This is a genomic window from Nonomuraea sp. NPDC049400, assembly GCF_044466425.1.
Lineage (GTDB): Bacteria > Actinomycetota > Actinomycetes > Streptosporangiales > Streptosporangiaceae > Nonomuraea.
Genome location: NZ_JBITMP010000015.1, coordinates 199,052 through 220,559, shown reverse-complemented (window position 1 = coordinate 220,559; position 21,508 = coordinate 199,052). Strand labels below are relative to the sequence as shown.

Here is a 21,508-nt window from a genome sequence, read left to right as displayed (position 1 = left end):
ATCGCAGATAACCGCCGAGGCGGGCAGGCCACACCGGGGTCAGCGGCCGTAGGCCGCGGTGAGTTGTCCGACGAGGGTGGCGAACGGCATGTCGAGGTCGCCGTACACTTCGCCGGCGATCGGGTGCGCGTTGTCGGCGAGGATCTCCACGGCGAGCGTGGCGTAGTCGCTCAAGATCACGCCTGCCTGCTGCAGCCGGAGGAGGCCTGTCTCCCGCTTGGTCTGGGAGAAGGTGCCACAGGCGTCGACGGCCACGTAAGCGTCGTAGCCTGCCGCGGTCGCGGAGATCGCGGGGAATGCGGCGCAGACCTCGAGCGAGACCCCCGCGATGACGAGTTTGCTGCGTCCGGTCGCCTCGACGGCGTCGCGTACCCGGTCGTCCTGCCAGGCGTTCACCGAGCTCCTGTCGATCACCTTCAGCTCCTGCGGCAGTACGGCCTGCAGTTCGGGGATGAGCGGTCCCCACATGCTGTCAGCGGCCGTGGTGGTGACGATGACCGGCAGCTTCAGGCGGAGTGCGGCCTTGGCCAGGCTTGTGACGTTGTGCCGCAGCTCGCTCACGGTAATGTCGCGAACCCCCGTGAACAGCCCGATCTGGTGGTCCACCAGCAGGAGGGCGGCGTTGTCCGCGGTCAAGGGGGTGTGGAATCGGTCCTGCATCTCTGCCTCTCTCTTCCGATAGTCACGGTTGGTGACGCGCCTCCAGCTTCGATGCGGCGACCTGCTGGAACAATCGCGATCTGGCACACTATTGGTGAGCAATCTTCACCAATGGGGGCGCGGGCGGTTGGACGAGCAGGAGATCGAGACCTTCCTGACCCTCGCCGAAGAGCTGCATTTCCGCCGTACGGCAGAGCGTCTGGGCCTGTCGCAGGGCCGGACCAGCCAGATCATCAGGAAGCTGGAACGCCGCATCGGCACCCCGCTGTTCGAGCGCACCAGCCGGCGGGTCAGTCTGACTCCGATCGGGCGCCAGCTCCGTGACGGCATCGAGCCGGCCCATCGGCAGATCCAGCGCGAGATCGCCAAGGCCGCGGCCGCCGGGCGTGGCATTCGGGGAGGGCTGCGTCTCGGCTTCTTCGGCCCGGCGACCGCACACGTGCTCAGCCAGATCATCGATGAGTTCCATGATCGCCATCCGGACTGTGAGGCCCAGCTCACCCTGGAGACACAGATCGACGACCACCTGGCGCCGCTGCGCAACGAGAGCGTCGACCTGCTGGCCACCCTGCTCCCGGTGAACGAGCCGGATCTCACCGTCGGCCCCGTCCTGCTGCGCGAGAGCTACGTGCTTGCCGTCTCCTCCCGCCACCCCTTCGCACGGCGCGAAACGGTGGTCCTCGACGACCTGGCCAGGGATACGGTGTTGACCGTCGACGGCGCCCCGGCGTACTGGCTCGACCGGCACATCCCGCCGCGGACCAGCGCTGGAGAGCCCATCCGCCGCGGACCGTCGGTGACGACCTTCCAGGCGGCGCTCGCTCTGGTCGCGGCGGGCAAGGCGATGGTTCCGCTCACCTGCCAGGCCACTCGCTACTACGCCCGGCCGGACATCGCCTACCTCCCCATCACGGACGCCCCGGAGGCCGCCTACGGGCTGGTATGGAAGACCACGAGAGAGAACGCCAGGATTCGCGCCTTCGCCGGTCTCGCCGCCCGCGTTTGAGCTCTGGACGCGCTTCGCTATTTCAGCGTCGTGGCGCAGGAGCAGCACCTGACGCATCTCCCGAGGCGTCCACTCCTACGCCCAGTTGTCACTTGTGGTGTAGGTGGGGTGCAAGTGATGATCAAGTGCCGGTCCATATGTTCCTCTCGTTCGGAAAACCCACGAAAGGGACGGTCCTTTGCCCGCTCCTGCGGCGAGTCCAAGCTCGTCGCCCGCGACGGCGTTCGGGCTCCTGTTCTGGGATTTCTCTACTCAAAGTGACGTTAAGAATACTTTTTGTAATCAGTTGAGACGTATCCGGAGGATCGCCGTGAAGAGCATCAAGAGGATTGCCCTCGTCGCCGCCATCTCTGCCTCCCTGGTCACCGTCATGGGCGGTGCCGCCAACGCCTCGATGTCCGCGGCCCCCGGCTCGGTGTTCGTGGCCTACGAAGGGCCGGGCTTCACCGGCCCTTCACAGGTCATCAGCGAGTGCGGCGTGACCAACCTCCGCTACCGCGGATCGTACAAGTGGTACGGCTTTGGCCAGGCCGGCCGAATGCACAACCAGATCAACGCCAGAGGGCTGGTGCACTTCAAGCTGCCCGCCAAGGGCAACGCGCAGCAGAAGACGGTCGTCGGTTGGAAGAGCATCTTCAAGGTGTGCTGACGCCCACTGTGGCGGCCTGCGTCCGATACGTGATTCCGTCGGCTTGATGCGCACGATCTCGATCGACTTCGCGCCGTTCGTTCGGTGGTTGCTGGATCGGGGCGCGTGGGCGGTGCATGCCCGGACCGGCCGAAAGCCGCACGCCGGGCACGTGTCGACCGGCGCGCCCGGCGAGGCGTAGGCCCCCGGTGGCGGTCGGGGGCTTGCGTATGATCGAACCTGTGACCGAGGACATCTCGTCACGGGCGATCGAGCTTCTTCGAGATGCCCGCCTGCATGGTCACAAGTACGCCATCGACGCTGTGGTCGCAGCTACCGCACTGCGCTCGGTGCGCCCGGTCATCGTTCTGACATCTGATGAGGATGGCATGAGCAAACTGTGCGGGAAAACCGTACAGGTGGTCCCTGTCTGAGACTGCTTGCAGGGTGACCGAGCGCCTCCAGAACTGTGCTCCGCGGCTTCCCTTCCACCGCTTGAGATGCGGCGTCACCGCAGAGTTTCCTCATCCGATGAGCCGTTTGCGCCAATCCAGGGGCACGACGGTGATGGTCTGGTCGGGCTGGCCGTTCCACTGCACCGAAAGGCCGGTTTCTTGGAGCGCGGCCACGACCTGCCGGCCGATGGACGCGGTCGTCTCCGATGAGCCGTCGAAGCCGCCGTACAGGAGTGAAAGTCCGTGTCCTGCCGCGGCGGAGTCCGTGCACTGCGTGTGGAAATAGACGAAGCCGCGGGCGTCCGTGGAACCTGCCCCGCCGATCTCCGCTTGACCGCACGAACGGCAGCAGGTGAAGTTCTCCCGAGCGGTGATGCCCGTGGCTTCCAGGGCCGTGAAGGCTCTGGTGAGTCGTTCCGGGTCCGTCTCTCCCTCCCAGGAGGCCTGCTCCTCGACCCGCTCCAGCCACATCCGATCGGTCAGCTGCCATGCCTGCTGGGCGGACACCGGCCGGTGGTCCCCTGACACGAGGTAGTCCTCCGCGATCTCGGCCACCTGTGCGCGAGTCGCATAGCCGCCCACGATCACCGTACGGATGCGCGCCTCGAGCGCTTCCCGATCAGCTTCGTCAAGTTCAAGCGGGGGCGCCGGCTCGGGGTGGCCCAGGTTCAGCGGTGTCCACTCCAGCCCGGAAGCCCAGCCGTCCTCCAGGTGCGCCCAGCCGGTGATGGCCGCGATCACGAGGTCAGGCGTGTCGAGTGTCACCTGGAAGTGTCGGTCTGGCGCGCCGTCGCGGTGCTCCAGCGTGTAGTCGCTTCCCTTCTCGTGCCATACCTGGATGAAGACGTCGGGCAGGTCGGGAATCCGCTGGACGACCAGAAAGCGGTCGCCCTGCCGGCCGAGCCGGCGAACCAGTGCGGCGAGTTCTTCTGCGGCCACCCGGACGTAGCGGCTGTCGTCCTCGGTGTGCACAGTGATGGCGAGCATGCCGACCATGCTGACACGACTCGCGGGGGCGCTGATGAGCACAGGACGGTGCTCCTCTGAGAGCAGCTTTGTGACGTCGATCGGGGGCGACTTGGTCATGAGTACCCTCTTCAAGGTGCCGAACGGCTACTGCGGCATCGGCGGTCGTCGACCTGTGCGGGCCGCGCGGCGCCGCCGTTTCCGCCGGCGAGGGGCGGGACGTCGTTCGGGGGTGTGCTCATTCGCCGGCTCCGTACATCTCTGATTAGGACAGGAGGGAGTTGTAGGCGATCGAGTGCTGCTGTCCGGACATAAACGACAGAAACTGTCTGACGAAATCGCTGCGCGAGTAGCTGTCGGCTCTGCCGGTCAGGTCGCGGTGGAAGGCCGTGCGGAACAACTTCTGGTATTCCTGTGCGTCGATCGCCTGGTCGTCGTCGATATCGGTGGCATCGAACAGCACGTCGGCGATCTTGACTAGTCCGGAGCTGGGCAGGGAAGCGGCTGAGGCGGCGTATTCCTGTCGTGTGACGCGTCCGTCGCCGTCGGTGTCGAGATTGGTTTGCAACTCCCGCCACCACGCGGCGTAGGCGTTGAAGAGCCGCTCCTCGTCTTGTTCGCCCAGGTCGAGCCGAGTGGCGATCTCCCTTGCCATGGCCGCGAGGTCAGGCCAGGCGAGGCAGCCGTCGCCGGTCTGGTCCAGGACCTCGGCGAAGAACCGGTCAGCTGAGCGGGTGGCTTGGTTGATCTTGTCGGGAGCGGGGGTGATGAGTCTGAGCATGGCCGCGGCCTGGCCCGCCTTGCGGCGTACGGTCCCCCATGGTCCAGAACCACTGGCGTGGTCGGGATCCAGCAGGCTCATGAGCGAGTCGACGTGCACCCAGCCGTCCGGAAGCAGGCGGGTGGCGAGTCCGGCGGTCAGGTAGGCCCCGTGCATGAGCGCCCGTGCCCCTGGGAGGTCAGGCAGGGCGACACGCCGGCAGAAGGATTCCGGCAGCGATGCGATGGTGATGGCGGCGGCCATCGGACCTGCAACGGCTCGGCCCGCGGCCCACACCGCGGGATGGTTGCGCAGCAGGGGCGGCGCGGGCAGGTTGGCGAAGAGCCGGTAGAGGATGACGCGCACCGCCTCGGTGCTCTCCAGGTGATGGTCGATCATGTCGTCGTAGTAGGGCCAGAACTCCGGCAACGTCGCGGGGAGTTGGTCGCTGTCGCCCTCGAGCAAGGCCAGAAACGTACGGAACTCGGCGTAGAGCTGTTCCAGGGCCCGCCCGTCGAGCGACTCGCCGCTCAGCCGAAACATCGTCACCGTCGATTCGAACAGGGTTGCCACCACCCAGGCGCGTGCTTGGGCGTCCGTCGCGTCGTAGCGGCGACCTTGCGGGTCGGTGCCCGAGATGCGGGCGTGCAGGCGGTTGAGGCGGGCTGCCTCCCGGTCGCGAACGCGATGGTCCTGGTCGAGGATTCGCTGAGTGCTCACCAACGTGTTGCGCAGACGCCGCCACGGATGTGTCACGAACGTCGAGTTTTCGATCAACGCTGTGCCGATCTGTGGGTGCGCGGCTTCCAGCACCGTGGCGCGGGCCACCGCAAGGCCCCACCGGGCGTCGTTGACGAGGCGGCGCAGCATCGAGTCCGGACCGAAGATGTCGACGGTCTCCTCTGTGGTGGTCCGGGTCATCGAGATTCCTCTCCCGCGGTGGCGGTCGACCGGCGGACATCGCCGAACCGGCGCTGGCGCGATCGGTAGGCCTCAAGGCACTCCCAGAGGTGGGTCGCGCGGAAGTCGGGCCATAGCACCTGTGGGAAGACCCATTCGGCGTAGGCCACTTGCCAGAGCATGAAGTTGGAGATTCGTTGCTCTCCGGAGGTACGGATGACCAGGTCCACATCCGGCGTGTCGGAGTAGGGGAGATGCCGGGCGAAGGTGGCCTCGGTGACCTGCTCGGCCGGCACGGCGGCGTGGATCAGCGAACGGGCGGCTTCCACGATGTCGCGGCGCCCCCCATGATCGAAGGCGACCGTCAGCGTCATTTGCCTGTTGTCGCTGGTAAGCAGCATCAGATCGGTGATGTCCTGGATCAGGGGCGGCGGGATCCTCGGATCGGACATGCCCATGAACCTGCACCGGACGCCCCGCGCGTGCAACGCCGGTGCGTGCTTGCGGATGGCCCGGCGCACGAGCCTCATCAGAATGTCGACCTCGCTTGCCGGCCTCCGCCAGTTTTCGGTGGAGAAGGCGTACAGGCTCAACCACTTGATGCCGGCCGAGCGCGCCGCCTCGATGATGTCGATCACGGCGGCCTCTGCCGCCTCGTGGCCTGCGGTGCGCGGCAGGGATCGCTGCGCGGCCCACCGGCCGTTCCCGTCCATCACGCAAGCCACGTGCCGCGGCAGTCCGTCGATGATTTCCATAGCAAAGCGTGACTCTATCATTACCGACAGTACAAGCTTCGACCAGCCAAGCGGGGCAGGCGGAATTCATGCGGAGATCATGCGCCCGGTGATCGATCGTGGTCAGTGACGTCAGTCGCGTTACGGAGGTTACGCATGAAGCACATCCGACACGCAGCCGTCCGGGTCCTGGGCCGGGTCCGCATGGGAGGCATGTACACCTACTGGAACTTCTTCAACTAACGATCCGAGGGCCGACGAGTGACGCATGCAGCTGGTTCGGAGCGGCCCCCCGGGCCCCGAGGGCACTGGTTGTTCGGCAACGCCGAGGAGTACGACCGGGACAGGAATGGTTTTCTGGAACGGTGTCACCGTGAATACGGGGACGTCTTCTCGTTCGACGCCCGCACCATCGTGGTGTCCTCACCGGATCAGGTGCATGCGTTGCTCTCCAGGACCAACAAGGACTTCCTGGCCGAGAACTCGCCGCTGGCAGGAAGCACGGACACTGAGCGGATGGCGGCCGATGCCGAGTTGTGGACCACGACCCGCCGGGCAGGCTGGCAGGGTCTGCACAGGAGAGTGGCGCAGGCGCACGCCGAGCGGTTGCGTGAGGTCTTCCTCAAGACCGTCGATGCCGGGGAGATGGACGTGCTCGCCACCATGGCCGATTTCTTCGGCCGGGCGACCGCCGACTTCTGCCTGAGCACCGATGCGGAGGGGGTGCCGGAGACGTTGGCCGAGAACGTCGCGGCCATAGATCCCCTGTCACGCGACTCGCTGCAACTCCCTCCGTGGTGGCCGTCGCGCAAGGTGCGGCGCTTCGCCCGCTCCCGCAAACGGCTCCTGGCGCTCATGGCCGACATCGTGCGCCGCCGCCGCATGGCCGGAGACTTCTCCGCTCAGGATCTCCTCGGTGTGTTGCTCGCCTCGGGAGACCGGCAGCTGTCCGACCTGCAGATCGAGCGGTTCCTGCGCGGGATCATGCTGGCCGCGCTGGGCGTCCCGGCCGCCGCGCTCACCTGGATCGTGTACGAGCTCAGTGCGCGGCCGGACGTGCTGGCCCGGCTGGAGGCCGAGGCCGCTTCGGCCGGCGACGTCCCGGTCATGGGGGATCTGCCGTACACCGAGGCGTTCATCAAGGAGGTGCTCAGGCTGTGGCCGCCGACCTGGCTCATCGGAAGGACCGTACGCCGAGAGACCGAGCTCGACGGATGGCGCCTCAAGACGGGGGATCAGGTGCTGTTCAGCCTGTATCGGCTGCATCGCGATCCACGCTGGTGGTCCGACCCGGAGCAGCTGGTGCCCGAACGGTGGCTGGAGCCTCGTGCCGCGCCCGTAAGGCATACCTACCTGCCTTTCGGCGCCGGGCCGAGGGTGTGCGTGGGGACGCAGCTCGGCATGATGCAGCTGATGTTGGCGACGTCCTGGCTGGTCAGCGACATGACGATGACTCGGGTGCAGGACGCGCCGATCGTGCCCGATTTCAGTGGTCTGCTGGTGCCGCGGGATCTGAGGGTCCGTTTGGAGCGGAAGACCGTACGGCAAGGCGTCTGATCTTCTCCTGGACGTTCTCGGCCTCGGCCGCACGATGTTGTTTGTGATAGAGATCAAGCGCTCGCTGCCAGGCGTCGCGGGCGGCGGTGGGCCGGCCCGTTTCGTGGTGGACATCGCCGATGCGAACGAGGGTGTCGGCGCCCTGGTAGGCGTTGCCGAGTCTCTCGCGTAGTTCGAGGCATCGGCCGTAGTAGCCGAGCGCCTGGTCGTGTTGGCGGGCCCAGTGAGCGATGTAGCCGAGGCTGTCGAGTGTGGCGGATTCGCCGTTCAAGTCCTCGTACTTCTGGAAAAGTTCCAGAGCCTGCTCGCAGTACGATCGCGCCTTCGGGTAATGGCCGAGTTGAGCGTGGCACCAGCCGGCGGCGCTGAGCGCGTTGGCCTCCCAGAGGGGGTCCCGGAGTTCCCGCTGGAGGCGCAGGGCGTTCTCCACATGAGGGAGCGCGCGCTCGGGTTCGCCGCGCGCGAGCCAGGCGAACCCGAGGGTGTGGCTGGTGTGCGCCTGTCCGGTGAGGTCTTCCTCCTGCTCGAACAGCCTGAACGCGAGCAGCAGATGCTCCAGGCCGTCGCCGGCGCGGGAGGCCTGCGCGTAGGCGTACCCCAGATACCAATGGGCGAAGGCCCGGGTGCTCGGGTTTCCCAGTCGCTCGGCGGCGGCCAAGGCCGTCTGCCAGGATTCGATGCGCACCTCGTGCTGGCACCGCTTGTGGTACGTGTCCATCGCCCACGCCAGCCGCCAGGCGGCCGCGTCCATGCCCAGCTTCATGGCCAGCCGCTGTACGGCGATGAGGCTGGACTGCTCGTCCTCGAACCAGCCCCAGGCCGACGCGGCGTCTTCGAACTCTTCCTGCACGGGCTCGGCGGAGATCCGCGCGGCGAATGGACGGTTGGGGTACAGCAGCCGGTCGCCGGCACACGCGGTGCGCACGTAGGAGTCGACCAGGCGGGTCAGCGCCTCCGCCCGCTCGTGATCGGGCCGATCGGACTCGGCGCGTTCGGCGGCGTAGAGGCGGACCAGATCATGCGTGCGGTACCGCCCGGGACGGTGCTGATTGATCAGGTTGGCGGCTTCGAGGTCCTGCAGCAACACCCTGGTACGGGAGGCGGGCAGGCCGGCGAGCGCGGCGGCCGACCGCAGGCTGATGTCCGGCCACGGCGCCAGCCCCACAAGCGCGAACAGCCGGGCGGCGGCGGGGTGGAGGGCCTCGTACGAGGAGGTGAACGTGGCCCGGAGGTCCGTGCTCAGGTCGCCGGCCTGCAGGGCGTCGAGGCGGGTGGCGGGACTGCGCAACTCCTCGGCGAGGACCGACAGGGGAAAGCCGGGGTGCATGGCGGCGCGTGCGGTGAGCACGCTGATCGCCAAGGGGAGGCCGTCGCTGTGCTCCACGAGGACGGCCGCGCTGTCAGGATCCGCGTCGATCCTCGGTTCGCCCAGGTGGCGGCCGAGCAGGCGGCGGGTCTCGGCGCGCGTGAGAGCGTCCAGACCGATCAGGCTCGCACCGTGGGTGGCGTTCAGGCCCGGGAGGCTGTTGCGGCTGGTGATCACCACGACGCAGCCGGGGCTGCCGGGGAGCAGCGGCTCGACCTGTTCCACGTCGCGGGCGTTGTCAAGGACGACGAGCAGGCGGCGGCCAGCGACCAGCGACCGGTAGAGCCCGGCCTGGGCCTCCTCCCCGGCAGGGATGGCCGCCGCCGGGACACCGAGAGATCCGAGAAAATGGCGCAGCGCCACATGGGCCGGCAGCGGGCCGCTGCTCGGGTCGAATCCGTGGAGGTTGACGTAGAGCTGGCCGTCGGGGAAGAGCTCGATGTTGTCGTGCGCCCAGCGCAGGGCCAGCGAGGTCTTCCCCATTCCCCCGGTGCCGCTGATGGCGGCGATGGCCACCCTGTTCTTGGCCTGGTCGCGGGCGAGGCGATCCAGCTCGGCGTGTTCTCGTTCACGGCCGACGAAGTGCGGTGGCGGAGCAGGCAACTGCCGGGGGACCGGCGCGGCCACAGGATCTGGCTGATGACGTGGCGGTTTCGGAGTGGTGCCGGAGGATCCCAGCGCGGTCCCCCGAGGTTCTGGCATGGTGTCGGAGGTGAGGATCCGCTGGTGAAGCCGCTGCAGGTCGCGTTCGGGCTCCAGCCCCAATTCCTCGCTGATCCGTTCCCGTAGTGTCCGGTAGACCGCCAGAGCGTCGGCACGCCTGCCGCTCCGGTGCAGCGCGAGCATGAGCTGACCGTGTGCGGCCTCACGCAGGGGATGATCCGCGACGACCGCGGTGAGCTCGGTGATGGCTTCGGCGTATCTGCCCATCTCGAGCATGGCCGAGGCCCGCTCCTCCACCGCTCCCAACCGTAGCTCCTCGAGCCTGGCCGTCTCCGCCTGAACGAAGGAGCCGTCGATGCCCACCAGCGGTGCTCCGCGCCAAAGGCTCAACGCCTCGTCGTAGCGGGTCACCGCGGTCTCCGGGTCACCTCCGGCCGCCGCCTTGCGGGCTTGCGCAACACAGTCGAGGAACCTGGCCAGATCGAGCTGGTCGGGCGTCAGCCGCACGACGTACCCGGGCCGCTGCGTACGGATCAGGTTGTCTCCCGCGGCGATGCACGTCCTCCTGAGGTCGGAGATCAGCATCCTGACGCGAGAGGAAGGGGAACTGGGCAGCGGCTCGCCCCACAGCGACTCCGCCAGCCGTTGGACCGACACCACGCGGTTGGCGCTCAGCAGCAGGATCGCCAGCAACGCCCCCTGCTTGCCGGTAAGGACGACGTGCCCGGTATCGGTCTGCAGCTCCACCGGCCCGAGCAGGCGGAACCTGGCCCGCGTTCGACCTTCCGAACTCACAGGCGACCTCCAGCTGAGCCGACGAACCGGACGTGTGGAAATCGGTCCAGGGCATTTGTCAGGATAGTCGAGACTTGATCATCGTTTGGGGCCGACCTCGGTGGAAAACTGTGAGCTTGCATGGGTGGGACAAAAGGTTCGCTAACCTCTCCAGGTGATCTCCTACCGTGCGATCGTCCCTGCAGACCTCGACCGTGTGACCGCATGGGTCGTCACGGAGCCCGTCGGCTGGATCCCCGCCGACCGTTACCTCGCAGAACTGGCCGAGAACATGTACCGGCCGGAGTGGACGTGGATCGCCGAGGTCGGCGACCGGGTCGTGGGACGGGCGCTGTGGTGGGGGCCGAGGGACAGCGCGTACCCGGTCGCGCTCGACTGCCTCGACGTGGATCCCGCAGTGGGCGAGCGCACCGCGGTCGCCGCCGAACTGATCAGGGCCGCGCTGGCGGTGTTCCCGCGGCCGGTGCAGTACGCGATCAAGGCGGCAGGCGGCTGGCGTGACGATCCGGCCATCTCGGCGGCCGTGGAATGGCGGCGAGCGGCAGCACACGCGGCCGGCCTCACCCGGGAGGTGGAGCGGCTGCAGTTCGAGTGGGCGCCGGCCGACGGGGTGCCCCCGGCAGCCGGCGTACTGCGGTTCGCAGAGGCGACCGACGAGGAGTTCCTGGTGGTGTTCAGGAGAATCGCCGAGGGCAGCCTGGATGCTCACACCCGGGCGAGCCTGGCGGTCAAGGGCGTGGACGCGACCGCGCGCGAAGAGATGGACTTCTATCTCGGAGCGCCGGGCAAGCGGGAGTGGTGGCGGATCGCCTATACGCCCGAGGGGGAGGTGGCAGGTATGGCGATCCCCCCGGCGACGCCGTACAGCGTGAATGTGGGGTATCTCGGGGTGATTCCGGAGTTCCGGGGGCGCGGATACGTGGACGAGGTGCTCGCCGAGATCACCCGCATGCACGCGGCCAACGGAGAGTCGCGCATCACCGCCACCACCGACGTGGGCAACGCGCCGATGGCAGCTGCGTTCCTGCGCGCGGGATACCGCAACACGGAGATCCGGATCAACCTCTCCAACGACCTGCAGTCCTGAGGATTTGCTGCCGGGAGCGGAGCGCTGTCCCAGCGAGGATCAGAGCACGAGATTCCTGCACGCGTAGCGATCTTCAGCCGAAAGTACGACTGATCGGTGGTCGATCGGACGAGTCGGGTCGGGCTCTTGGGCTGAAGAACTTCCATGGCGTCGGTCGTCACCATCAGGACATGACCGATGACAGCATGGCGGTACGATCCGCGCGTTCGCCGCGTGGACGCGCGCGGGGTGGGTGGCGGGTCCCTGCCGGGTTGATCGCCCTCAGCCTCATTCCCTTGATCGCCGGCGGCCTGCGCATGACCGAGCTGGCCGGCGGTCCCGTGATCATGCCGGCAACTGCGGCGCTCGCGGCGCCTGTGCCTCTGGCGTTGCACATTCTCTGCGTCAGTGCGTACAGCATCCTGGGGGCCTTTCAGTTCGTCCCTCGGTTGCGGCGCCGCAGGAACGGCTGGCATCGCAGGGCTGGGCGGCTGCTCGTTGGCTGCGGGCTTCTCGCGGCGCTCACGGGCATGTGGATGGCGCTTTTCCACGGCCGTCCTGAGGACGGTGGTCTCCTGCTCGGCTTCAGGCTCGTGTTCGGTGCGGCGATGGTCGTCTCGATCGTGCTCGGCTTCGTCGCGATCCGGCGGCGGGACGTTGTCCGGCATCGGGCCTGGATGGTCCGGGGTTATGCCATCGGCATGGGGGCCGGCACGCAGGCGCTCACCCAGTTGCCCTGGATTCTCATCCTCGGGGTGCCGGGCGAGTTGTCCAGGGCGTTACTGATGGGTGCCGCGTGGGTGATCAATCTGCTGGTGGCCGAATGGGTCATCCGGCGGTGGCGCTGACCACTGGAATGTCCTGCCCCGTGAGCCTGACGACCGGTGAGATGTGAGCCTGTGCCGGCTCCGGGATCGATCTGGTGGTTACCCGTCGGCACCAGCCGGTGGCGGCTGTGGTCAGCATCCGCCGACTCAACGAGTTGGAGGAGGCGGCGGCCGATCTGCGCGATCTGGCGCTTGTGCTCGCTCGGTCGGTCACGGACACGGGGGAGCGGGTCTCGCTCGATGAGGTACTGGCCGCTTTCGGGCACACTCGCGAGTCGCTGACCGCCATCCCGGACGACGAGTAGACGTGTCCGACGTCGTCTTTACGGCGCCTGCGGTCGATGACCTCCGACGCATTGGCCCGGACGCGGTGCCCAAGGTGCTCAAGAAGATCCTTCTCCTGTTGGACAACCCTGAGGCTGGTTACCCGCTCGGTGGGGAACTGACCGGTTTTCGGAAGCTTGTGGTCGGTCGCAACCCCTGGCGTGTCGTCTACCGCATCACCGACGACAAGTCGGTGGAGATCTGTGAGGTGTGGGCCGTCGGCGAGCGGGCCGACGCGGAAGTCTACGCTGAGGCGACGGTGAGAGTTCGTGAGGCGGGTACCGACCGTCCGGAGATTGTCCAGCTCGGCCAGGTGATCGAGCGTCTTGGCACGCTGGCTGATCGCATTCGGGTGGAGAAGGCGCCCCCTAGGGAACCGGTTCCAGATTGGCTCGCGGACCGGTTGATCTACACGGTGGGGATGGCCCGCGAGGACGTTGCCGCTCTTGATCTCCAAGAGGCTGTCGACTTGTGGGCTGAGTACCGATCAACGCGGCCGTCGCGTGGTGCCTGGGGCTCACGTTGATCGGCTACCTGTGGGCGCGCGCGGCGTTCACGAAGCGAGTGTGATCTCTGCCAGCTCACGCCAATCCCGCTGCCGACCGGCATGGGTCGCCTCGGTGAACACGGTTTCACCGAGGCGATCACGCGTGTCCGCGGCGATCCTGGAAGCGTCCGGCTGCGAACGGTCCGGCGTGCCGCGCACGCCGTCGCTCGCCGCGAGCAATCGCACGGCCTGCTCGTACTGCCCCTGGCGCAGCGCGAGATCCGCGATCCCGATCAACACCTCGGCGATCAGTGGCGGATACGCCGTCGCGGCAGCCGCGCTGAGCGCCTCGCTCCGATGCGCGCGGGACTTGTCCAGATCCTCGGTGAGGTAGCCGTACAGGTCCATGGCCTGGGCGCGGGAGAGCTCGCCCACTTCCTCGTTGTCCAGCATCGCCCGCACCGTGGCCAGGTGCTGGTGCGCCTGGTCCGGCGCGCCGCGCCGGCGCGCCAGCCGCGCCTTCGAAAGCTCCAGCTCGGCAAGCGTGTCCGGCCAGGTGATCCCGCTCGCGCACCGCTGCGCATCGGCCATGGCGGAGGTGCTGGATCGCTCATCGCCGAGCAGCCAGTAGAGCTGAGCCTGCCGCGCCCGCAGGCCGATCACGTCCTCGGCCGAGCCTATCTCGGTCAGCGCCGCGACCGCCTCTTCGTAGTGCTCACACGCGCGTGCGAACTCGCCGCGCATGGCGAGCCGATCGGCCAGGAAGGTGAGCCCCAACGAGATCCCCCACCGGTCACCCAGTGTGCGGAACTCGGCAAGGGCGATTTCGGCGTCGATGTCCACGTCAGTCTCGTCGCCGCCGAGCGTGAGCCGAAATCGGCCACGAGTGAGCCTGGCCTGCGCGCGCACCCAGGGATCGTCGTCGGCGATGAGCGGCTCGAACACGGGCAGGAAATTCGTCGGCTCCTGCAGCATCCGCTCCCACAGCTCGACGAACCCGAGCATGGGGTGGCGACGCCCGCTGCGCTGGGTGAACCGGTGCGCCTTGTGAATCCATTCCTGCGCCTGATACTGATCGCGGCCGGGCCCGGAGGTCATGAACACTGTCACGACGGTGTACGCCAGCGCCCGCACCTCATCGGACACTTCACCGGGCAGCGAGGCCGCCGCGATGCTCATCTCGGTGCCCTCGGTCCTGTGCCCGCTGAGGTACCAGTACCAGCCCGCGGCCCCGACCAGCCGCATCGCCTCCTGGGCCCATCCCTCGTCGATCGCCCCGCGCAGGGCCGTACTGATGTTGTCGTGCTCGGCCTCGAGCGTGGCCAGCCATTTCAGTTGCTCGGCCCGGCGCAGGTGCGGCTCGGCCGTCTCGGCCAGCTCGGTGAAGTACGCGAGGTGCGCCCGGCGCGCCGGCTCGCTCTCTCCCGCTTCGGCGAGCCGGTGCGCCGCGTACTCCCTGATGGTGTTGAGCATCCGGTAGCGCGGCGTGCCCTCGGCGTCGGCGACCAGCAGCGACTTCTCGATCAACGCGGTCAGCACGTCGAGCACCTGCTCGCCGGCGAATGCCTCGTCCCCGCACACCCGTTCGGCCGCTTCCAGGCTCGCCCCGCCGGAGAACACCGAGAGCCGCCGCAGCACGCCACGTTCGGCCTCGGTCAACAGATCCCAGCTCCAGTCCACGACCGCGCGCAGCGTCTTGTGCCGCGAAAGCGCCGTACGGCTGCCGCTGGTCAACAGCCGGAATCGGTCATCGAGCCGGCGTGCCAGCTGATCGATGGACATGGTACGCAGCCGTGCCGCGGCCAGTTCGATCGCCAGCGGCATCCCGTCGAGCGCCCGGCAGATCCGCACCATGGCCGACAAGGTGTCGGCGTCGGAGCCGATGTCCTTGCGCACCAGACTCGCGCGGTCCCGCAGCAGCCGCAGCGCGGGCGAGGACCCGACCTCTGCGGGGTCCGCTCCCTGCGCGGGCAGCGCGAGTGGCTCCACCTGCCACAGCACCTCCCCGGTGATGCCGAGCGGTTCCCTGCTCGTGGCCAGGATCCGCAGCCTCCGGCACTCCCCGAGAAGCTGATCCGCGAAAGCCGCGGCCTCCTCGATCATGTGCTCGCAGTTGTCCAGGATCAGCAACATCGTGCGCTCCCGGACCGCGGTGATGAGCCGATCCATCGGCTCCCCGGCCCGCGCGTCACCGAGCACTGCCTGGTCGCGCAGGCCGATCGCGGTAAGGGCGGCCTGCGCCAGCTCACCGCCTGACCGCACCGAGGCCAGTTCGACCAGCCAGGCACCGTCCGGCAGCTCGGCGAGCATCGTCCGCGCGGTCTCCGTGGCCAGTCTTGTCTTGCCGGCGCCACCCGCCCCCGTCAAGGTGACCAACCGGTGCCCGATGGACAGAACGGCGACCGCGGCAATGTCATCGTCCTTGCCGACGAAACTTGTCAGCTCGGCGCGCAGGTTCGTCCTGCGGTTCTCCGCCCGCTCGCCCAGCTCGCCACGGAGCAACGCGGTGTGCAGCGCGGAGAGCTCGGCCGATGGATCGGCGCCCAACTCCTCAGCGAGCCGCTCGCGCGTCCGCTGGTACACGGTCAGCGCCTCATTCCCACGCCCCGCCTCGGCGAGCGCCCGCATCAACGCCGCCACGAAACCCTCCCGCAGCGGATACGTGGCGACCAGTTCGGTCAGCTCGGAGACCAGCTCCGAGCCACGACCGAGGCGAATGTCGGCATCGACCCGATCCCCGAGCACGGCGACGTGGAGTTCGTCCAGACGCGCGACCGCGGCGTCGAACACATCGCTGCCTTGCAGCGCGAGGTCCGCCATGGCCGTGCCGCGCCACAATGCCAAGGCCGAGCGCAGCAGATCCGCCCGCGCCGCAGGCTCGGCGGCACGAGCCTGACCGACCAGGTGCTCGAACCGGCTGACGTCCACGGCATCAGGAGCCACGGCCAGCCGGTATCCGCCGGAATCGGCCTCGATCACACCGTCCGGCAACACCCTGCGCAGCCTGGAGACCAGCGCCTGCAAGGCATTCACTTCGTCCGCGGGCGGCTGTTCCCCCCAGATCCAGTCCACCAGCCTCGCACGCGTGACGATCCGGCCAGGTTCGAGGGCGAGTGCAGCGAGCAGTGCCCGCAACCGGATCCCAGGAACCTCCACCACGGCCCCATCGGGGCTCCGGACCTCGAACGGCCCGAGCAATCCAACTCGCACATCGGTAATTGTGCCGAACTATGGCGACTAGCCGCGACGCCGACTCAGGGCAGCGTCGCCGTAAAAAGCCGCTGTGTCGCACGTCACATCGGTCCCATGTCACGAACCGGCGAGCAACTTGCATCTCGTGGTGGTCCGCATGAGGAGAAAGGCACAACGATGACCACACACCACGAAACCGGCACGGCGGCCACGCACCACGTTCTGATCCTGGGGGCGGGGTACGCGGGCATGGCGGCGGCGATCCAGCTCGCGGCCCGGGTCAAGGGGCGCGAGGACGTGCAGGTGACCCTGGTGAACCCGCAGGAACGGTTCACCGAGCGGTTGCGGCTGCACATGTCGGCGACCGGGCAGCAGGTCGCCGAGATGAACATCCCCGAGCTGCTGGCGGGCACGGGTGCGCGGTTCGTGCGCGGCTGGGTGACGGCGGTGGACGCGACCGCGAAGATCGTGCGGATCGACGACAACCGGGTGCTGCACTACGACACGCTGGTCTACGGCCTGGGCAGCGTGGCCGACACGGCGGCGGTGCCGGGTGTGGAGGACCACGCGTACACCCTCAACAGTGCCCAGGACGCCGAATTGCTGGCCGACCGGCTGGCCCGGCTCGGCCGCGGCACGGTCGTGGTCGGCGGCAGCGGGCTGACCGGCATCGAGTCGGCCGCGGAGATCGCCGAGCAGTACCCGGAGCTGGACGTCGTGCTGCTGGGCCGGCAGGAGCCCGGTGCGGCCATGAGCCCCAAGCCGAGGGCCTATCTTCAGGCCACGCTCGCCCGTCTGGGTGTCCGGGTGCGCAGCGGGATCGAGGTGGTGAAGGTGCTGCCGGACTCGGTCGAGCTGGCGGGCGGGGAGAACCTCGCCGCCGATGTCGTCCTGTGGACGAGCGGTACGCGGGTGTCGCCGCTGGCTGCCGCCGCCGGTCTGACCGTCGACGAGCGCGGGCGCGTCGTCACCGACGCCGCACTGCGTTCGGTGTCGCACCCGGATGTGTACGCCGTGGGCGACGCGGCCGCGATCCGCCAGGGTTACGGCGTCATGCACGGCACCTGCCAGGGCGGCATGCCGACCGGGGTGCACGCCGCGGTGTCGATCCTCCGCACGCTGAACGGCAAGCAGCCCAAGCCGTTCCGCTTCGGCTACTACCACACGCCGGTGAGCCTGGGACGGCACGATGCGGTCGTGCAGTTCACCCACCCCGACGACAGCCCCCGACGGGTGTATCTGACCGGCCGCATGGCGGCACGGTATAAGGAGACGGTGACTGCTTCCCCTTGGCCGACCTACGCCCGCATGAAGAAGATGCCGGCCTCGGGCGCCTTCTGGCCCCGCGGCGGCCGCTTCACCCGCATCCGGGGTGTGCGGTGACCCACCTGTACTCCGACCACGACCAGCAGGTGTTCAACCAGCATCGCAACCTGCTGTTCTCGGTGGCCTACCGCGTCCTCGGCACCGTGGCCGACGCCGAGGACGCGGTCCAGGACGCCTGGATCAAATGGTCGGCCGCCGACCGCTCGCAGGTGGCCGACCCCAAGGCCTATCTGGCGCGGATCGTGTCGAACCTGGCGCTGCAACGCCTGCGCTCCACCCAGCACCAGCGCGAGACCTATGTGGGGCCGTGGCTTCCCGAGCCCATCCTCACCAGCGGCGACACCGCCGATGACATCACGAGCACCGAGTCGGTGTCGATGGCGATGCTGGTGGTGCTGGAGACCCTGAGCCCGCTTGAGCGCGCGGTGTTCGTGCTGAAAGAGGTCTTCGACTTCAGCCATGCCGAGATCGCGGAGGCGGTGGAGCGTTCCGAGGCCGCGGTGCGCCAGGCCGCGCACCGCGCTCGCGAGCACGTGCAGGCCCGCAGGCCGCGATTCGCCGCGGACCGGTCGCGCCAGCGCGATGCCACCGAGCGCTTCCTCGCCGCCGCGACCGGGGGTGACATCAACACCCTCATGGAACTGCTGTCCCCGGACGTCACGCTGTGGACCGACGGCGGCGGCAAGGTCCGCCAGGCCCTGCGTCCGGTCGTCGGCGCGCAGACGGTGGCCGCCTGGTTCGCCGCGATCGGCAAGGTCGCTTATCAGGGCGTCGATCCCGCCGACATGAACGCCGAACTGGTCGAGATCAACGGCGGTCCCGGCATGGTGTTCAGCGGCCTGGGCCGCGTGGTCGCCACTGTCACTTTCGATTTCGACGCCGACGGGCGCATCATCACCATCCACAATGTGGCCAACCCGGACAAACTCCAGGCCGTCGCCGACGGGACCACTCGCGACATCGGCCCACTTTCTTCGTGATCGTCCTCCGCAATTGAACAATCGTGGGCAGTGCCAAACCCATAGTCGCTCCTTTGAATCCGTGGCGGCCCATTACGTGGAATGGGCCAGGTCTATCTCGCCACCACCCCCAGCGGCAGGCGGCTCGCCGTCAAGGTGATCCACGCCGAGTACGCCAGGAACGCCGAGTTCCGCCAGTGCTTCCAGCAGGAGGTCGCCGCGGTCGAGAGGGTGCAGAGCGCCCAGCGAGCTCCCCGCAGGGTGAGCCTCGGCTTCCTGGCAGGCACCGCCGCGGCTGCCACCCGAACCCGTGAAGCCGCCGCCTCGCCCTCGGAGACCTCCGCCCCGGAGCAGACCCCGACCGCCACGGAGGACGGCGCGGTGGGCAGCAAACCGCCCGGCAAGCTGCTGGGCACGTACAAGGGCATCGACGTCACCGCGGACGACGAGGTCAGCTTCACCAACGACCCCATGCACCCCAAGACCGACGGCGGCGACCTCGACTACTACCTGTGCGCCGACAACATGGCCATCCTCGCCCAGGGCGAACGCGGCACCTACCAGGCGTGTGTCGACAACACCAGATACACCAAGGAAATCCCGATAGAAGAGGCCAAGGGCAAGCTGATCTGCACGTTCACCGACAACACGATCGGCCTGGTCAAGGTGACGAACGTGGTGGACTCGACCAGCGACTATCTGACCATGGACCTCATGGTCTGGCAGCGCTGACGTCCGCTCGGCCTCTGTGAATAATCTCCCGGCTTTATCGGCGGCGCGGTGAAAAAAGCGCGGCGGCGGGACAGTTCGACCTGCCGTGTTTACTTCGCCGTCATCCGGCTCTTTCATTATTTCAGGTACGAGGTACGGCGGGGGGCGGGTGTCAGCCGCCGAGTCGCGTCCAACCAGCTCGCACCGGCAGGTGGACAGCGAGGTCGGCGGCAGAGTGAGCGGAGGAATGCATGGACGTACGCCTGGACCATCTCGTGTGCTGGGTCTCCGACCAGCTCAGCTCTCTGCGGTTCTACGAGCAGGTGATCGGTCTGCCCGGGGTGCGGGCGGAGGAGTTCCGTGAGGGGAAGGCGGCCTTTCCGAGTGTGCGGGTGTCCGCCGAGACCATCCTCGACCTGATGGAGTACGACGCCTCCAGAGGCGTGGAAGAGGGCACCGGGATCAAGGGGAGCGCCGGGCATCCGATCAACCATCTCTGCCTGGCCGTCGGCAAGGAGGACTTCGACGCGCTCCAGGTCAGGCTGAAGCAGCACGGGATCGAGATCACCGGCACCGGCACCAACTCGTTCGGCGCGCAGGGCATCGCGCCGGAGACGATTTACTTCCCCGACCCTGACGGCAACGTCCTGGAAGTTCGCTACTACGACTGACGGCGAAGGCGTGCCCGGGCGGCGCGGCGTACCAGCGGACCCATGCCGTCCAGGGCCGTCGCCTGCTCAAGAGCGCCTCGGAAGTGTCGGTCGGGTCTGGTACACAGGCGGCATGGGTGTGAGCGTCGATGAGTTCATGGAGCTGCTGGACCGGCTGCCTGAGGTCAAGATGAGCCATGGCGGCGAGTGGATCGGCCTCAAGGTGCGGGACAAGGGCTTCGCATACCTGTGGGAGGCCACCGAGACCGTCGGGCTCAAGGCCACGATCGAAGAGCAGATCGCGCTGGTGGCCGAGCGGCCCGAAGTGTTCGAGGTGCAGTTCACGGCTGGGCGGTTCGGCTGGGTGGTGGTGCACCTCGACAAGATCGACTCTGACGAGCTGTTCGAGCTGGTGGCCGAGGCGTGGTGCCTGACCGCGCCCAAGCGGATGGTCGCCGAGTTCGAGGCGGCTCATCAAATCGGGCAGCAGGCCTAATAGTCGCACTTCACGGTAATCTCCGACAACGTGGACGTTCGATTGCGGGAGTGGCGCGAGGACGATGCCCCGGTCGTGCTGCGGGCCTTTCAGGCGCCGGATCTCCGCACGCAGGCGCCCTTTCCCGTCGTCACGCTCAAGGACGCCATGGGATGGATCGCGGGCTGGTCGGGTGTCGGCCACGCGTTCGCCGTGACGGTCGAGGGGCGGGTCGTCGGAAACGTCGCGGTGTCCCGGGTCGACGATCATGACAATGGGTGGGTGTCCTACTGGGTCGTGCCCGAGGCCAGGGGGCGGGGCGTCGCCGTGGCGGCCACCGAGGAGCTGGCGCGGTGGGCGTTCGGCGAGCGCGGGCTCTACCGGCTGGAGCTGGGGCACCGTACGAACAACCCGGCTTCGTGCCGGGTCGCCACGAAGGCGGGGTTCCGCCCGGAGGGCATCGAGCGCGGGAAGCTCTCCTATGAGGGGATCCGGTACGACGTCGAACGGCACGCCCGCCTGGCCACCGATCCTCCTGCGGCCATCACGCAGAGCTGACCTCGATGAGCGGTAGGTGGCCACCTGACCATCCGGTGATCTACCCTTTTTTGGTGGACAGCGAGAGCCTGGCCGCGGCCGGCCTCCTCGAGACCCTGAGCCGGGCATCAGGGATGCTCGCCGAGTTACACCACCCCTTCGTCAGAAGCGAGCCTTACTCCTATTTCCTCCCGCCCGCGGGCGCCCGCGTCGGCGCCGACCTCACGCTGCCCGACGGCCGCGTGGTCCGCTTCGAGGTCTCCATCAGCGCCTCCGGCGGCGCCTTCCACGTCGAGGGATCGATCACCGCGGAGGACGAGACGCTGCTCGAGCTGCCGCGCAAGAGCGTCCCCGGCATCCACGACGGCCTGGCCGTGCTCGACGACTACGCGGGGGAGGTGACCGCCCCCGCCGGACGGCTGATCGACCAGCTACTGGACGAAATTGTCTAGTTGTCAGACAAT

Annotated in this window: 21 protein-coding genes; 15 read left to right on the top strand and 6 right to left on the bottom strand. The window is 68.0% G+C overall.

The window, feature by feature from the left end; translation table 11 throughout:
• Positions 1-39: 39 nt before the first annotated feature.
• Positions 40-660 (bottom strand): isochorismatase family protein, encoded by a 621-nt coding sequence (locus ACIBVN_RS25290; RefSeq protein ID WP_397140258.1) that lies wholly within the window; start codon positions 658-660, stop codon positions 40-42.
• A 94-nt stretch (positions 661-754) separates the two neighbouring features.
• Between ACIBVN_RS25290 and ACIBVN_RS25285 the strand changes: the two genes are divergently transcribed.
• The 3 genes from ACIBVN_RS25285 to ACIBVN_RS25275 all read left to right on the top strand — a co-directional run bounded on the left by ACIBVN_RS25285 (position 755) and on the right by ACIBVN_RS25275 (position 2,728).
• Positions 755-1,666: a LysR family transcriptional regulator gene (locus tag ACIBVN_RS25285; RefSeq protein ID WP_397140256.1), complete on the top strand. Its 912-nt coding sequence runs from the start codon at positions 755-757 to the stop codon at positions 1,664-1,666.
• A 310-nt stretch (positions 1,667-1,976) separates the two neighbouring features.
• Complete coding sequence (locus ACIBVN_RS25280; protein WP_397140254.1) at positions 1,977-2,315, top strand: MiAMP1 family antimicrobial peptide; 339 nt, start codon at positions 1,977-1,979, stop codon at positions 2,313-2,315.
• A gap of 221 nt (positions 2,316-2,536) precedes the next feature.
• On the top strand, positions 2,537-2,728 hold the full coding sequence (locus ACIBVN_RS25275) for a hypothetical protein (protein ID WP_397140252.1): 192 nt from the start codon (positions 2,537-2,539) through the stop codon (positions 2,726-2,728).
• Positions 2,729-2,818: 90 nt separating this feature from the next.
• Here the strand turns inward: ACIBVN_RS25275 and ACIBVN_RS25270 are convergent, their stop codons facing one another.
• From ACIBVN_RS25270 to uppS, 3 genes are all read right to left on the bottom strand, one after another.
• A complete protein-coding gene (locus tag ACIBVN_RS25270) occupies positions 2,819-3,835 on the bottom strand; it encodes a DUF6891 domain-containing protein (RefSeq protein WP_397140250.1) in 1,017 nt (338 codons plus the stop codon).
• Positions 3,836-3,980: 145 nt separating this feature from the next.
• A complete protein-coding gene (locus ACIBVN_RS25265; RefSeq protein WP_397140248.1) occupies positions 3,981-5,396 on the bottom strand; it encodes an oxygenase MpaB family protein in 1,416 nt (471 codons plus the stop codon).
• Positions 5,393-6,130 carry a polyprenyl diphosphate synthase gene (uppS, locus tag ACIBVN_RS25260; RefSeq protein ID WP_397140246.1) on the bottom strand — a complete coding sequence of 246 codons (738 nt, stop codon included), beginning with the start codon at positions 6,128-6,130 and terminating at the stop codon, positions 5,393-5,395. Before uppS ends, ACIBVN_RS25265 begins: the two co-directional genes overlap by 4 nt.
• 240 nt (positions 6,131-6,370) lie before the next feature.
• Here uppS and ACIBVN_RS25255 point away from each other — a divergent pair, with 240 nt between their 5' ends.
• The gene (locus ACIBVN_RS25255) at positions 6,371-7,666 is read left to right on the top strand and encodes a cytochrome P450 (RefSeq protein ID WP_397140244.1); all 1,296 of its coding nucleotides are present in this window, start codon (positions 6,371-6,373) and stop codon (positions 7,664-7,666) included.
• On the opposite strand, the gene ACIBVN_RS25250 is transcribed toward ACIBVN_RS25255, so the two are convergent.
• Complete coding sequence (locus ACIBVN_RS25250) at positions 7,596-10,490, bottom strand: AfsR/SARP family transcriptional regulator (protein ID WP_397140242.1); 2,895 nt, start codon at positions 10,488-10,490, stop codon at positions 7,596-7,598. The two genes, ACIBVN_RS25255 and ACIBVN_RS25250, sit on opposite strands and share 71 nt — an antisense overlap.
• A gap of 154 nt (positions 10,491-10,644) precedes the next feature.
• Between ACIBVN_RS25250 and ACIBVN_RS25245 the strand changes: the two genes are divergently transcribed.
• The 4 genes from ACIBVN_RS25245 to ACIBVN_RS25230 all read left to right on the top strand — a co-directional run bounded on the left by ACIBVN_RS25245 (position 10,645) and on the right by ACIBVN_RS25230 (position 13,233).
• Positions 10,645-11,577 carry a GNAT family N-acetyltransferase gene (locus ACIBVN_RS25245; protein WP_397140240.1) on the top strand — a complete coding sequence of 311 codons (933 nt, stop codon included), beginning with the start codon at positions 10,645-10,647 and terminating at the stop codon, positions 11,575-11,577.
• 170 nt (positions 11,578-11,747) lie between these two features.
• Positions 11,748-12,404 carry a DUF2306 domain-containing protein gene (locus ACIBVN_RS25240; RefSeq protein WP_397140238.1) on the top strand — a complete coding sequence of 219 codons (657 nt, stop codon included), beginning with the start codon at positions 11,748-11,750 and terminating at the stop codon, positions 12,402-12,404.
• Between the two features lie 74 nt (positions 12,405-12,478).
• On the top strand, positions 12,479-12,688 hold the full coding sequence (locus ACIBVN_RS25235; protein WP_397140236.1) for a prevent-host-death family protein: 210 nt from the start codon (positions 12,479-12,481) through the stop codon (positions 12,686-12,688).
• Positions 12,689-12,690: 2 nt separating this feature from the next.
• Positions 12,691-13,233 carry a type II toxin-antitoxin system RelE/ParE family toxin gene (locus tag ACIBVN_RS25230; protein ID WP_397140234.1) on the top strand — a complete coding sequence of 181 codons (543 nt, stop codon included), beginning with the start codon at positions 12,691-12,693 and terminating at the stop codon, positions 13,231-13,233.
• Positions 13,234-13,260: 27 nt separating this feature from the next.
• Here ACIBVN_RS25230 and ACIBVN_RS25225 read toward each other — a convergent pair whose 3' ends face one another.
• Positions 13,261-16,404: a BTAD domain-containing putative transcriptional regulator gene (locus tag ACIBVN_RS25225; RefSeq protein WP_397140232.1), complete on the bottom strand. Its 3,144-nt coding sequence runs from the start codon at positions 16,402-16,404 to the stop codon at positions 13,261-13,263.
• Positions 16,405-16,563: 159 nt separating this feature from the next.
• On the opposite strand from ACIBVN_RS25225, the gene ACIBVN_RS25220 reads away from it, so the two are divergent.
• From ACIBVN_RS25220 to ACIBVN_RS25190, 7 genes are all read left to right on the top strand, one after another.
• Positions 16,564-17,769 carry an NAD(P)/FAD-dependent oxidoreductase gene (locus tag ACIBVN_RS25220; protein WP_397140230.1) on the top strand — a complete coding sequence of 402 codons (1,206 nt, stop codon included), beginning with the start codon at positions 16,564-16,566 and terminating at the stop codon, positions 17,767-17,769.
• Positions 17,676-18,692 carry an RNA polymerase sigma-70 factor gene (locus ACIBVN_RS25215; protein ID WP_397140228.1) on the top strand — a complete coding sequence of 339 codons (1,017 nt, stop codon included), beginning with the start codon at positions 17,676-17,678 and terminating at the stop codon, positions 18,690-18,692. The genes ACIBVN_RS25220 and ACIBVN_RS25215 overlap by 94 nt, the downstream gene beginning before the upstream one ends.
• An 81-nt stretch (positions 18,693-18,773) precedes the next feature.
• Positions 18,774-19,403, top strand: coding sequence for a hypothetical protein (locus tag ACIBVN_RS25210; protein WP_397140226.1), 630 nt, complete (start codon positions 18,774-18,776; stop codon positions 19,401-19,403).
• 230 nt (positions 19,404-19,633) lie between these two features.
• Entirely contained in the window at positions 19,634-20,053 is a 420-nt protein-coding gene (locus ACIBVN_RS25205; RefSeq protein ID WP_397140224.1) for a VOC family protein, read from the top strand.
• A 112-nt stretch (positions 20,054-20,165) separates the two neighbouring features.
• Positions 20,166-20,528, top strand: a complete 363-nt coding sequence (locus ACIBVN_RS25200; RefSeq protein ID WP_397140222.1) for an MmcQ/YjbR family DNA-binding protein — start codon at positions 20,166-20,168, stop codon at positions 20,526-20,528.
• A gap of 30 nt (positions 20,529-20,558) precedes the next feature.
• Positions 20,559-21,065, top strand: a complete 507-nt coding sequence (locus tag ACIBVN_RS25195; RefSeq protein WP_397140220.1) for a GNAT family N-acetyltransferase — start codon at positions 20,559-20,561, stop codon at positions 21,063-21,065.
• A 53-nt stretch (positions 21,066-21,118) separates the two neighbouring features.
• Positions 21,119-21,496 (top strand): hypothetical protein, encoded by a 378-nt coding sequence (locus ACIBVN_RS25190; RefSeq protein WP_397140218.1) that lies wholly within the window; start codon positions 21,119-21,121, stop codon positions 21,494-21,496.
• Positions 21,497-21,508 lie beyond the last annotated feature (12 nt).

Bases quoted from the DNA above. Each gene is read 5' to 3' on its own strand.
- ACIBVN_RS25290 (WP_397140258.1), bottom strand. From the start codon at position 660: ATGCAGGACCGATTCCACACCCCCTTGACCGCGGACAACGCCGCCCTC.
- ACIBVN_RS25270 (WP_397140250.1), bottom strand. From the start codon at position 3,835: ATGACCAAGTCGCCCCCGATCGACGTCACAAAGCTGCTCTCAGAGGAG.
- ACIBVN_RS25265 (WP_397140248.1), bottom strand. From the start codon at position 5,396: ATGACCCGGACCACCACAGAGGAGACCGTCGACATCTTCGGTCCGGAC.
- uppS (WP_397140246.1), bottom strand. From the start codon at position 6,130: ATGGAAATCATCGACGGACTGCCGCGGCACGTGGCTTGCGTGATGGAC.
- ACIBVN_RS25240 (WP_397140238.1), top strand. From the start codon at position 11,748: ATGACCGATGACAGCATGGCGGTACGATCCGCGCGTTCGCCGCGTGGA.
- ACIBVN_RS25220 (WP_397140230.1), top strand. From the start codon at position 16,564: ATGACCACACACCACGAAACCGGCACGGCGGCCACGCACCACGTTCTG.
- ACIBVN_RS25210 (WP_397140226.1), top strand. From the start codon at position 18,774: ATGGGCCAGGTCTATCTCGCCACCACCCCCAGCGGCAGGCGGCTCGCC.
- ACIBVN_RS25205 (WP_397140224.1), top strand. From the start codon at position 19,634: ATGGACGTACGCCTGGACCATCTCGTGTGCTGGGTCTCCGACCAGCTC.
- ACIBVN_RS25200 (WP_397140222.1), top strand. From the start codon at position 20,166: ATGGGTGTGAGCGTCGATGAGTTCATGGAGCTGCTGGACCGGCTGCCT.